We start from the raw sequence: 12,677 nt of genomic DNA, 5'->3' as shown, positions 1-12,677 counted from the left end.
CGTGCCGAGGGTAAACGACCGTTAACCCGCCAAGGCATCCGTCAGCACGCCGCGCACCACATCCATCGGAACGTCACTGGCCACGAACGCAGCGCCGATGTCGCGCGCGAGGATGAAGCGCAACTGCCCGTCGACGACCTTCTTGTCCTGCCCCATCAAGGCCAGCAGGCCATCTGCATCCGGCAGATCGCCCTCGATGTCGGACAGATCGGTCTTCATGCCCATGGCGCGCAGATGCGCGCGCACGCGGCTGGGGCTCTCCTGGCTGCAGAGCCCGAGCCGGGACGAGGTCTCGAATGCCAGCGCGCAACCGATCGCGACCCCTTCGCCATGCAGCAGCCTGTCACCATAGCCGGTCGCCGCCTCGAGCGCATGGCAGAAGGTGTGGCCCAGGTTCAGCAGCGCCCGGTCGCCCTGTTCGGTCTCGTCCCGCGCAACGATGTCGGCCTTCATCTGCACCGACCGGGTCACAGCGGCGACCCGTGCCGCCATGTCGCCCGCCGCCAGCGCCGGGCCCTGCGACTCGAGCCATGCGAAGAACTCCGCATCACCCAGCAGGCCGTATTTCACCACCTCGCCATAGCCGGCGAGGAAATCGCGTGGCGTCAGCGTGCCCAGAAGCGCCGTGTCGGCCAGCACGTGGGTCGGCTGGTGGAACGCGCCGATCAGGTTTTTGCCCTGGGGCGCGTTGATCCCGGTCTTGCCGCCGACCGAGCTGTCGACCTGCGCCAGCAGCGAGGTCGGGATCTGAACGAAACGCACGCCTCGCCGCAGGACCGCCGCCGCAAAGCCGACAAGATCGCCGATCACACCGCCGCCAAACGCGATCACCACGTCACGCCGCTCGACCTTCTGGTCGAGCAACCATTCCACGGTGCGGGTGAAGTGGGGCCAGCTCTTGGTGCCCTCGCCCGGCGGCAGCACGAGAGCCTCCATCGCGACCCCGGCGGCGGCCAGCCCGTCGCGCAAGGTGTCCATGTGCAACGCCGCGACCGTCGCGTCCGACACCACCGTGACTCGCGGCCGGTGCAGGAAGGGCGCGATCCGCGCCCCCGCTTCGGCCAGCAGATCCGGGCCGATCACCACATCGTAGGCGCGCGCGCCCAGCGGCACATGCACTGTCTGCTGCATCGTCATTCCAGTTCCAGAACATCCGGACGGGTGGCCAGCGCCGCGATCACCCGGTCCACCATCTCCTCGATCGCACAGCGCGAATCCGACGGAACCCTCAGATCGGCCTCGGCATAGATCGGCACCCGCGCGGCATAGAGTTCGGCCAGCGTCGCGCGCGGATCGGCGGTGCGAAGAAGCGGGCGCGTGCTCTTGTGACGCACCCGGTTCCACAGCACCGGCAAGGGCGCATCGAGCCACACCGAAACGCCGCGCTCTGAGATCATCCGCCGGTTCGCCTCGGACAGGAACGCACCGCCCCCGGTCGACAGCACACCGCGTCTGTCCTGCAACAGGCGCCCGATGACCTGGCTCTCCTTGCGGCGAAAGAACGGCTCGCCGTCGCGTTCGAATATCTCGGGCACCGTCATGTTGGCGGCGCTTTCGATCTCGGCGTCGCTGTCGAGGAACGGCACCAGCAACCGTTGCGCCAACGCACGCCCCACCGCGGTCTTTCCCGCGCCCATCATGCCGACCATCACCACGGTCTTTTTCAGCCGTCCCACAGGGCGCGGCTGCGGCTCCGCCTGCCGCGACGTGGTGATGCCTTGCTCAATTTCGCTCATTTGCCCCTGAATGACGTGATCTTGCGTAAAAGGCCATATATAACTTACGCAAAACACTTGGGCAGGTCATGGGGACATAATGGGCAGATTGCTGAAATTCCTGATTTATCTGGCGATCCTGGCGTTCATCGCCGTGGTTGCCTATGCCTATCTCGGGCCGTGGTTCGGATCGGATTTCTCGCCACCCCAGACCGAGATCCGCGAACCGGTCACGCTGGATGCGAACTAGGTTCGCCCTGATCCTCTGCAGTCTGCCGATCGCCGTGGGCGCGACCGAGCCGCTCTCGGTGATCGAGTGGTTGGGCCAGAACCCGCCCGGCTCCGGCGGTCCGGTGCTGCTGGAACCGCCGGTCAGCCCGGGTGCGCGCGCCCCCGAAATCGACGTCACGCCACTGGACCAAGCCACGCAACCCGTAGGCCTGGTGCCTGCCACCGTGACCGGTCTGCCGGCGGACCTGTGGAAGGGCTCCGAGGTCGATACGCTGATTCGCCTGATTGCCGCGGTCCCGGTCAGCGACAGCCCGGCGATGCAGAAACTGCTCTACACGCTGCTCCTGACCGAAACGACGCCGCCCGAGGGCGACCGCGCCGAGAAGCGGTTGCTGCTGGCGCGCATCGATCGGCTGATGGAACTCGGCGCGACCGACCCGGCGCAGGCGCTGGCGGAAACCGCGGGCCCGACCGACGACGCAGCGCTGTTCGCGCGCTGGTTCGATGCGACCCTGTTGACCGGTGCAGAGGACACCAGTTGCGAAGCGTTGACGCGGCTGCCGCATCTCGCGCCGGATTACGCGGCGCGCATTTTCTGCGACGCGCGGCGGGGCGACTGGCAGACCGCGGCCCTGCTGCTTGAGACCGCCCATGTGTTGGAACTGATGCCGCAAGCGCGGCTCGACCTGCTCGACCGGTTCCTGAGTCCCGACATCTTCGAGGGCGCGCCGCCCCTGCCCGCCCCCGCCGATCCCGATCCGCTGGATTTCCGCCTGTTCGAGACCATCGGCGAACGGCTGCCCACCGCGCCGCTGCCGCGCGCCTTCGCAACCGCCGACCTGCGTGACGTGGCCGGGTGGAAGGCCCAGATCGAGGCCGCCGAACGGCTGACGCGAATCGGCGCGCTCAGCCCGAACCGGCTGCTGGGACTGTATACCGAGCGCGAGGCGTCGGCCTCGGGTGGGGTCTGGGACCGTGTCGAGGCGGTGCAGGCCTTCGACGGCGCGCTCACAGCGCGCGACGCGGCAGCGGTGACCCGCACGCTGCCCCCGGCCTGGGCGGCAATGCGCGACGTGCATCTCGAAGTGCCGTTCGCCAGCCTGTTTGCGGACCGGCTCGCCACGGTGGATCTGACCGATCCCGCAGCGCGCGACCTCGCATGGAGAGTGCGCGTGCTGTCGCCGGACCTGGCGAAGGCCCCGTCGCCACCTGGTGCCGACGCGCTGCACCGCTTCGCCGACGCGCTGGCGACGGGCGATCCGACGGCGGTGCCGGCGCCTGACGCTCTCGCGCAGGCAATTGCCGACGGATTCGCCGCCGCGCCCTCCGCCAATGCCGAGGCCCTGCCCAGAGGCGAGCGCATCCTGCGTGCGATGGCCGCTTTCGACACCGGGCGGCGCGGCAATCCCGACATGCTGAGCGCCGCACTGGCGGACCTGCGTGCGCTCGGCCTGACCGACACGGCACGCCGCGCAGCACTGCAGATCCTGCTGCTCGGAGAGCGGTGACATGACCGCACCCGATCGCCCGGAGCAGTGGATCGCCACCTTTCTCGAGGCGCAGGCCGCCGAACTGGGCGCGGCGACGAACACGTTGTTGGCCTATGGGCGCGACCTCAAGGATTTCGCCGGCTGGATGGCGCGCCGGAGCGATGCGTTCGGCACCATCGAACGCGACGGAATCGAGAGTTACCTGATCGACTGTGACGCGCAGGGCCTGTCGCGCGCTACCCGCGCGCGCAGGCTTTCCGCGATCCGCCAGATCTATCGCTTTGCCTTCGAGGAGGGCTGGCGCGCGGATGACCCGGCGATCCGGATCAAGGGGCCGGGGCGCGAGAAACGTCTGCCCAAGACGCTGGACGTGCCCGAGGTCGACCGGTTGCTGACCGCAGCGCGCGAGACCGGGCGGACAGAGGCCGACCGGCTGCGCAACACCTGCCTGATGGAACTGCTCTATGCCACCGGGATGCGGGTCAGCGAGCTGGTGGCGCTGCCGGTCACGGCGGCGCGCGGCGATCCGCGGATGCTGCTGGTCCTCGGCAAGGGCGGCAAGGAGCGGATGGTGCCGTTGTCACCCCCGGCGCGTACAGCAATGGCCGACTGGCTGATTGCGCGCGATGCAGCCGAGACCCAAGCCCGTGCGAAGGGCGCGCCGGGCTCGCGTTTCCTGTTCCCCTCGCGCGGCAAGTCCGGTCACCTGACCCGGCACCGCTTCTACCTGCTGATCAAGGAGATGGCAGTCACCGGGGGCGTTTCGCCCGCCAAGGTCACGCCACACACGTTGCGCCATGCCTTTGCGACGCACCTGCTGGCCAATGGCGCCGATCTGCGCTCGATCCAGACCCTGCTGGGCCATGCCGACGTGGCCACGACCGAGATCTACACCCATGTACTCGACGAGCGGCTGAGCGAACTGGTGCATGGCCATCACCCGCTGGCCCGCACGCCGAAACGTGACGGCGAGGAAACATGACCGCGCCCGCGACGTGGCGCCCTCTTGAATGCCCGCGCACGCAGCCCCATAACCGCTTGGTCACATGGAACAGATGATTTTCTGATGGAACCGACTTCGACGGCGCTGGATGCCGCATTCTGGATCACCAGCGGGGCGATCCTGCTGCTTCTCGTGCTTTCGGGTTTCTTCTCGGGCTCGGAAACCGCGCTGACCGCGGCCTCGCGCGGGAAACTGCGCACCCAGGCCGACAAGGGCTCGCGCGGGGCTGCGATGGCGCTGCAGATCACCGAGGACAACGAGCGGCTGATCGGGTCGGTGCTGCTGGGCAACAACCTGGTCAACATCCTTGCGACCTCGCTTGCGACCGCTCTATTCACCCGCGCCTTCGGAGAGAGCGGCGTCGCGATAGCGACACTGGTCATGACCTGCCTCGTGCTGATCTTCGCCGAAGTGCTGCCGAAGACCTATGCGATCATCAACTCCGAGAAGGCCGCTGCCTTCGTCGCACCGGTGATCCGTGTGGTGGTCATGGTTTTCGCCCCCGTGGTGAGCGCGGTGCGTCTGCTGGTACGGGGCGTGTTGCGGGTCTTCGGCGTCAAGGTCGATCCGGACAGCCATATCCTGGCGGTGCGCGAAGAGATCGTCGGCGCCTTGCAACTGGGCCACTCCGAAGGCGTGGTCGAGAAAGAGGATCGCGACCGGATTCTCGGCGCGCTCGACTTGGGCGACCGCGCGGTCGAGGAGATCATGCTGCACCGCTCGGGCATCGAAATGATCGATGCCGACGCCGCCCCCAGCGAAATCCTGCAGCAATGCCTGGACAGTCCGCACACCCGGTTGCCGGTGTTCCGCGAGGAGCCGGAGAACATCATCGGCGTGGTCCATGCCAAGGACCTGCTGCGCGCGATGTACAAGCTGGTGTCCAGCGGCGATGCCAAGGCGCTCGGCCGGTTCAAGATCACCGACGTGGCGATGCCCCCGTATTTCGTGCCCGAGACCACGACGCTGGACGACCAGATGCGGCAGTTCCTGCGGATGCGGACGCATTTCGCGCTGGTCGTCGACGAATACGGCAGCCTGCAGGGGCTCATCACGCTCGAGGACATTCTCGAGGAGATCGTCGGAGAGATCACCGACGAGTTCGATCCGGACGCCGAACATCCGATCAAGCGCGGCGAGGACGGGCAATACGTGGTGGACGGCGCAATGACGATCCGCGACCTGAACCGCGCCACGGACTGGAACCTGCCCGACGACGAGGCCAACACCATCGCAGGCCTGGTGATCCACGAGGCGCAGATGATCCCGGTCATCGGCCAGGTGTTCTCGTTCCACGGCTTCCGGTTCGAGGTGATGGCGCGCGAAGGGAACCGGATCACCGGGCTCAAGATCAGGCCCCTGTGACCGGTTCTTGTGATGCGTTCGGCCGTATTTTTGGGAGTTTGACTAACTTGGACTGAAGGTTAACCAAAAGGGCGTCGCGTTAAGATATCGTTGACCAGAACGCAGATCTGGCGTATCAACCGCTTGGGAAGCACAGTGTGTTAACGAACGTACATCGAATAGGTAGGACAAAAAATGATCAGAACGTTCATTATCGGCGGCGCCTTCGCGCTCGCCGCAAGTGGTGCTAGCGCCGCTCTCATCGATTTTGAAAACGAGTTTCCGCTAAACCCGGATCCAACTCTGATTCCGGTCGGGAACATTTACACGAATGGGTCGGCGACGTTTAGTTCGACTGAAACCATGAAGTTGGTCGGCATCGGCTCCACCCCGAACACTGCTGGCTTCGTGCCGAACGATACACCCGGGTCGACTGCCAGCGGCCCTGCCAGCTTTGGCAACGTCTTCCTGACCGGGGATTTTCGCGGCAACACAAACATGAACATCAGTTTCGCGTCGGCGCTGAGCGCTATCTCGTTCGAGATCGTCGATATCGATGGTGGAAACGACAGTATTGACGGCGACAGCCAGGAAGAGCAGTTCACCTTCCAAGCCCTTCAAGGCGGCAGCGTGGTCGCGAGCCAGTTCATCACATCACGCGATCTGACCGGCCCGCTTAACGAAGCTGGCGTCGTGACCGTATCCTTCACCGGGTTGTTTGACGAGATCAGCATTGTTGGTGTCACGCCTGGTGGTAATAGAAACATCGGCTGGGGGATCGACAACATCAACACCGTCGAGAACAACCCTGCGCCGAACCCGGTGCCGCTGCCGGCCGGTGCGATCCTCATGCTGACCGCTCTGGGCGGCTTCGGCGTCATGAGGTCGCGCAAGCGCCGGAGCTGAACCGGCTCACCATACTCTTGAACGGCCGCGCCCTTGGGAGTGCGGCCGTTTTTCGTTTTGGCGCGGGTACGGGGAGACAGACCGCGTGGGGGCCAGCCCCCACACCCCCGGAGTATTTCCGCGAAAATGAAGAGGGGCGTCAGGCCCTGAGACGGCTGCCATCGGGGTCAAACGGGGGCTGTTCCAGGATCACCGCGCCATGCGGACGACCGAGCACCATGACCTCGACCCGGTCGCCGGGCACGGCGGCCTTGACGAAGCCCAGCGCGAGGCTTTGTCCGACGCTGTAGCCATAGGCGCCGGAGGTCACGCGCCCGATGCCGTGGCCGTCCTTGAAGATCGGCTCACCGCCGGTGGCATCGGCGTTTGACGCATCCGTCGCGTCGCCGTCCAGCACCAGCAGCACGAGCCGTTCGCGCGCGGGTCTTGCCAAGGTCTCGGCGGCGGCGGCGTGGTTGAGGAACGGCTTGTCCATCTTGCAGAGCCGGTCGAGCCCGACCTCTTGCGGGTAGTATTCCGGCGAGTACTCGCGCGACCACGACCCATAGCCCTTTTCGATGCGCAGGCTCATGAGGGCACGGCTGCCCACCGGGCCGATGCCCATGTCCTGGCCCGCGTCGATGAGCGCAGTATAGAGTTGCGCCTGCTCCGCGGTCGCGCAGTGCAGTTCCCACCCCAGATCGCCGGTGAAGGACACCCGCAGGGCGAGGCAATCGACGCCGGCGACCTCGATGCGCCGGCTGCGCATGAAGGGGAAGTCTTGGGTCGCAAGCGACGCGTTGGTGAGACGTGACAGCAGCGCGCGGCTTTCGGGACCTGCGATGTTGAAACCGCAGATTGCCTCTGTTCGGCTTTCGAAAATGGTGTCGGCCGGCAGCGGCACCTGCTTGAAGAACCGCTGGTGATAGCGTTCGGCCATGCCCGAGCCGATGATCCAGAATTCGTCCGCCGCCAGCCGCGTGACAGTGAAATCGCCGGCGATGCCGCCGCGCACGCCGATGAGCGGCGTCAGGCAGGAGCGTCCCACCTGCGTTGGAATACGGTTGGCGAAGACCGCGTTGAGCCAGTCTTCGGCTCCTGGCCCCTTGCAGGTGTATTTGGCGAAATTGCTGATATCGATGATCCCGGCACGATCGCGCAGCATCCGGCATTCGGCACCGACCGGTGCCCACCAGTTCTGCCGGGTGAAGCCGTTTGTGTCTTGAGCATCGGGTGTATCCGCGAACCAGAGCGGGTGTTCCCAACCATAGTTCAACCCCATGACCGCGCCCATCCGTTTCTGCATGTCATGCACGGGACGGGTGCGCACGGGGCGGCCTGCGGCGCGTTCCTCGTTGGGGAAGTGAATCGCGAAGCGGTGCGCATATTGGTCGCCGACCCGCGCCTTGGTGAAGGCCTTGTCGGCCCAGTCGCCGAAGCGTGCGATATCCCAGGCGAACATGTCGTAGCGGGTCTCCCCGGTGACGATCCAGTCGGCGGCCAGAAGGCCCATGCCGCCGGATTGCGAGAAACCGGGAATGATGCCGTTGCAGCAGAAGTAGTTGCTGAGTTCCGGCACCGGGCCGAACAGGACGTTGGAATCCGGTGACCAGATCATCGGGCCGTTGATGACCCGCTTGATCCCGGCCGTGCCGACCACGGGGACACGCGCGATGGCGCGCATCATGTTGTCCTCGATGCGTTCCAGATCGTCGGCGAAAAGTTCGTGGCCAAAGCCCTGCGGCGTGCCGTCCTCGGCCCAGAAGCGCATGTTACGCTCATACGCCCCGACCAACAGGCCCTTGCCTTCCTGGCGCAGGTAGTATTCGCCGTCCCGGTCCGCGACGGACGGCAGGCGACGATCAAGTGTCGCGATCTCGGCAATGGTTTCGGTGACGAAATACTGGTGTTCCGTGGGTTGCAGCGGCAGTGTCAAACCGGCCATCGCGGCGACCTCGCGGCCCCACAGACCGGCGGCGTTGACCACCCAATCGGTGCGGATATCACCCTTGGGGGTGCGCACGATCCACGTGCCGTCGGGCTGCGCTTCGGTCGCGGTGACGGGGCAGAAACGTATGATCTCGGCCCCGTTCTGGCGTGCGCCCGCTGCATAGGCATTGGTGACGCCGCTGGGGTCGACATTGCCGCCATCGGGTTCCCACATGATGCAGCGTATGCCGTCGAAATCGACCAGCGGGTGCAGCCGTTCTGCCTCATCGCGGGTCACTTCGTGAAAGTTCATGCCATAGAGCTTCGCCTTGGCCGCCTGCAGGCGCAGCTGATGTTCGCGCGCTTCGGTCTGCGCCAGATAGAGGCTGCCGGGCTGGAACACGCCGCAGGATTGGCCGGTCTCTGCCTCAAGTCTGTTGTACAGGTTCATCGTGTAGTGCTGGATGCGGCTGATATTGGTGCTGTCATGCAGGCCGTGAATGTTGGCCGCCGCATGCCAGGTGGAGCCGCTGGTCAACTCGTCGCGCTCCAGCAGGACGACATCGGTCCAACCCAGTTTCGTCAGGTGGTAGAGGATCGAGCATCCAATGACGCCGCCGCCGATCACGACGGCCTGGGCCTGGGTCCGCATGTAACTGGTCCTGCTTGTGCATTGCGTTGTCCGGCACATTGGCGCGGGCCCCGGCGGCAGAGTTGCCCTTTCCCGACATGTTGCGTCGCGGTGATACAAGTCGCGAACGGAAATTCGGACTTCGGCATGTCGCGCGACGGCGATAGGGTTGCATGAAACCCTACCGGAAAGGCCATGCCATGCCCCCTCTGAAAGCCAAGCTGCAAGAGCCTGATCGGCGTCTGTCCTGCGTGCTCTGCACCATCCCGTCGGCCACGGTGACACAGGCCGTTGCGGCGGCGGGGATGGATGCGGTGATCATCGACCTGGAACATGGTGCGGTCGATCACGGCAGCGCGCATGCGATGATCGCGGCGACAGCGGGCACCGATTGCGCGCCGCTGGTTCGGGTGGCGGAAAACGACCCGGCTCAGGTCAAGCGGGCTTTGGATCTGGGCGCAGAGGGTATCGTGTTCCCGATGATCCGAACGGCGCAAGAGGCTGTAAAAGCCGTCGCCAGCTTGCGCTATCCACCCGACGGAGTGCGCGGCTTCGGCCCGTTCCTGGCTCAGTCGCGCTGGCAGACCGGGCTGATGGGCTATCGGGCCGAGATGGAGCCACGCATGATCTGCTGCCTGCTTGTGGAAACCCGCGAGTCGATCGAGAACATCGATGAGATCTGCGCCGTCCCCGGCATCGACATCCTGATCCCGGCGCAGTTCGACCTGTCCACCGATCTGGGCATTCCGGGTCAGTTCGAGCACCCGGACTTCACCGCAGCTATCGCGCGGGTCGAAACAGCGGCGGCCGCGGCGGGCCTGCCGCTGGGCAACGTGGCGCTGGCCGCGCGGCAGGCCGAGGCGTTGTTCGCCCGTGGCTACCGGATGGTTGCGGGGTTCGATGTGCTGTGGTTGCAGGCGAAGGCAGCAGAGATGAAAAGCTGGTGCGACGCACCCGCCTAGCGACATGGCCTGTCGTTTTCTGACAGGCGACACCGTCGCCCCCGCCCCACCTTGCAGGCAAAGCTGACAGGAGGCTTCGCATGCAAACCACCACGAAAGTGGCCGTCATCGGCGGCGGAGTCGTCGGCGTCTCGGTGCTCTATCATCTGACAAAGCTGGGCTGGTCCGATGTCATGCTGCTGGAACGCTCCGAACTGACCAGCGGCAGCACCTGGCACGCGGCGGGCGGGTTTCACACGCTCAATGGTGACACCAACATGGCCGCGCTGCAGGGCTATACGATCCGGCTCTACAAGGAGCTCGAGGAGATCACCGGCCTGTCTTGCGGGCTGCACCATGTGGGCGGCGTGACGCTGGCGGACAATCGTGACCGGTTCGACATGATGCTGGCGGAACGCGCCAAGCACCGGTTCATGGGTCTTGAAACCGAGATCGTCGGCCCGGAAGAAATTGCCAAGATCGCCCCGATCACCAATCTCGACGGCATCCTCGGCGGGCTTTACGACCCGCTTGACGGGCATCTGGACCCGTCCGGCACGACGCATGCCTATGCCAAGGCGGCACGGATGGGCGGCGCGACCATCGAAACCCACTGCATGGTGCGCGAAACCAACCAGCGGCCCGACGGCACCTGGGACGTGGTGACTGACAAGGGCACCGTGCATGCCGAACATGTGGTCAATGCAGGCGGGCTCTGGGCGCGCGAGGTGGGGGCGATGGCAGGGGTCTATTTCCCGCTGCACCCGATGGAGCATCAGTACATCGTCACCGACGACATTCCCGAGATTTTCGAGCGCGACACCGAGCATCCGCATGTGATGGACCCGGCCGGCGAAAGCTACCTGCGGCAGGAAGGTCGCGGGCTGTGCATCGGCTTCTACGAGCAGACCTGCCGCCCTTGGGCGGTCGATGGGACGCCATGGAGCTTCGGGCACGAGTTGTTGCCCGACGATTTCGACAAGATCGGCGAAAGCATCGATTTCGCCTACAAACGCTTCCCGGTGCTGGAACGCGCCGGGGTCAAATCGGTGATCCACGGCCCTTTCACCTTTGCCCCAGATGGCAACCCTTTGGTCGGACCGGTGCCGGGGATGCGCAACTACTGGTCGGCCTGCGGCGTCATGGCCGGCTTCAGCCAGGGCGGCGGCGTCGGGCTGACACTGGCGCAATGGATGATCGAGGGCGAACCCGAGCGCGACGTCTTTGCCATGGACGTGGCCCGCTTCGGCGACTGGATCAGCCCCGGCTATACCCTGCCCAAGGTGATCGAGAACTATCAGAAACGCTTTTCCGTCGCCTACCCGAACGAGGAACTGCCCACGGCGCGCCCCAACCGCACGACGCCGATGTATGACATCTTCAGCGGGCTCGGTGCGGTCTGGGGCCAGCAATACGGGCTGGAAGTGGTGAACTACTTCGCGCAAGGCGACGAACCGAGCTATGAAACCCCGTCTTTCCGCCGCTCGGACGCCTTTGAGGCCACCGCGCGCGAAGTGGCCGGCGTGCGCGGCGGCGTCGGCATCAACGAGTTGCACAATTTCGGCAAGTACCGCGTGACCGGGCCCGGTGCGCGGACCTGGCTCGACCGGATCATGGCCGGCCGCGTGCCGGCGCCGGGTCGGGTCTCGCTGACGCCGATGCTGTCGCCCAAGGGCAAGCTGATCGGCGATTTCACCATTTCATGCCTCGGCGAGGAGGAGTTTCGCCTCACCGCCTCCTACGGCAGTCAGGCCTTTCACATGCGCTGGTTTCTGTCACATCAGGAAGATGGCGTAAGCATCGAAAATATCAGCGATACTTTGAACGGATTCCAGATCGCCGGACCGAAGGCGCGCGACGTTTTGGCGGCCTGCACCCGTGCCGAAACGGACCTCGGGTTCCTTGATGTGCGGCGCATGACCGTCGGCATGAGCGACTGCATCGTGCAGCGGGTCAGCTATACCGGCGACCTGGGATACGAGATCTATTGCGATCCACTGGCGCAGCGGCAGCTCTGGACCACGCTCTGGGATGCCGGGCAAGCGCACGGCATGGTGCCGTTCGGAATGCGGGCCATGATGTCTCTGCGGCTCGACCGGTTCTTCGGCAGCTGGCTCAGCGAGTATTCGCCGGATTACACCGCGGCCGAAACCGGGTTGGACCGGTTCATCGCCTTCGGCAAGGATGCCGATTTCGTCGGACGCGCAGCGGCGGAAGCCGAACGCGCCAATGGAGCCGCGCGCAAGCTGGTCGCCTTTGTGGTCGAGGCGGACGATGCCGATGTGCACGGTTACGAGCCGATCTGGCTGGACGGCGCGGTGCAGGGGTTCTGCACCTCGGGCGGCTACTCGCACCATGCGGGCAAATCCGTCGCGCTGGGGTTCCTGCCCACCGCGCGCATCGCTGACGGTTTGGCGGTCGAGATCGAGATTCTTGGACAGATGCGCCCCGCGCGGGTAATCTCGACGCCGTTGTTTGACCCTGACGGCACACGACTGAGAGGCTGAT

General features: G+C 65.4%; 10 protein-coding genes. 7 read left to right on the top strand and 3 right to left on the bottom strand.

Going from position 1 to position 12,677, the window contains the following annotated elements:
* Positions 1 to 21: 21 nt before the first annotated feature.
* Entirely contained in the window at positions 22 to 1,131 is a 1,110-nt protein-coding gene (gene aroB / locus JF290_RS02295; protein WP_199023106.1) for a 3-dehydroquinate synthase, read from the bottom strand.
* A 2-nt stretch (positions 1,132 to 1,133) separates the two neighbouring features.
* Positions 1,134 to 1,736, bottom strand: a complete 603-nt coding sequence (locus JF290_RS02290; RefSeq protein ID WP_199023105.1) for a shikimate kinase — start codon at positions 1,734 to 1,736, stop codon at positions 1,134 to 1,136.
* 79 nt (positions 1,737 to 1,815) lie between these two features.
* Here JF290_RS02290 and JF290_RS02285 point away from each other — a divergent pair, with 79 nt between their 5' ends.
* The 5 genes from JF290_RS02285 (at position 1,816) to JF290_RS02265 (ending at position 6,689) form a co-directional block, all read left to right on the top strand.
* Positions 1,816 to 1,965: a hypothetical protein gene (locus tag JF290_RS02285; RefSeq protein WP_199023104.1), complete on the top strand. Its 150-nt coding sequence runs from the start codon at positions 1,816 to 1,818 to the stop codon at positions 1,963 to 1,965.
* Positions 1,955 to 3,454, top strand: coding sequence for a hypothetical protein (locus tag JF290_RS02280; RefSeq protein WP_199023103.1), 1,500 nt, complete (start codon positions 1,955 to 1,957; stop codon positions 3,452 to 3,454). The genes JF290_RS02285 and JF290_RS02280 overlap by 11 nt, the downstream gene beginning before the upstream one ends.
* 1 nt (position 3,455) lies before the next feature.
* Positions 3,456 to 4,418 (top strand): tyrosine recombinase, encoded by a 963-nt coding sequence (locus tag JF290_RS02275; RefSeq protein ID WP_199023102.1) that lies wholly within the window; start codon positions 3,456 to 3,458, stop codon positions 4,416 to 4,418.
* Positions 4,419 to 4,502: 84 nt separating this feature from the next.
* The gene (locus JF290_RS02270; RefSeq protein ID WP_199023101.1) at positions 4,503 to 5,804 is read left to right on the top strand and encodes an HlyC/CorC family transporter; all 1,302 of its coding nucleotides are present in this window, start codon (positions 4,503 to 4,505) and stop codon (positions 5,802 to 5,804) included.
* Positions 5,805 to 5,978: 174 nt separating this feature from the next.
* Complete coding sequence (locus JF290_RS02265) at positions 5,979 to 6,689, top strand: VPLPA-CTERM sorting domain-containing protein (RefSeq protein ID WP_199023100.1); 711 nt, start codon at positions 5,979 to 5,981, stop codon at positions 6,687 to 6,689.
* 139 nt (positions 6,690 to 6,828) lie between these two features.
* On the opposite strand, the gene JF290_RS02260 is transcribed toward JF290_RS02265, so the two are convergent.
* Positions 6,829 to 9,249, bottom strand: coding sequence for a GcvT family protein (locus JF290_RS02260; RefSeq protein ID WP_199023099.1), 2,421 nt, complete (start codon positions 9,247 to 9,249; stop codon positions 6,829 to 6,831).
* A 179-nt stretch (positions 9,250 to 9,428) separates the two neighbouring features.
* On the opposite strand from JF290_RS02260, the gene JF290_RS02255 reads away from it, so the two are divergent.
* Entirely contained in the window at positions 9,429 to 10,190 is a 762-nt protein-coding gene (locus JF290_RS02255; RefSeq protein WP_199023098.1) for an HpcH/HpaI aldolase family protein, read from the top strand.
* Between the two features lie 80 nt (positions 10,191 to 10,270).
* Positions 10,271 to 12,676: a GcvT family protein gene (locus JF290_RS02250; RefSeq protein WP_199023097.1), complete on the top strand. Its 2,406-nt coding sequence runs from the start codon at positions 10,271 to 10,273 to the stop codon at positions 12,674 to 12,676.
* The last annotated feature ends 1 nt before the right edge of the window (position 12,677 follow it).

Source organism: Sedimentitalea arenosa, assembly GCF_016428585.1.
GTDB lineage: Bacteria > Pseudomonadota > Alphaproteobacteria > Rhodobacterales > Rhodobacteraceae > Sedimentitalea > Sedimentitalea arenosa.
The sequence above is the reverse complement of the archived record's forward strand: the minus strand, read 5'-3'. Positions and strand labels throughout refer to the sequence as shown.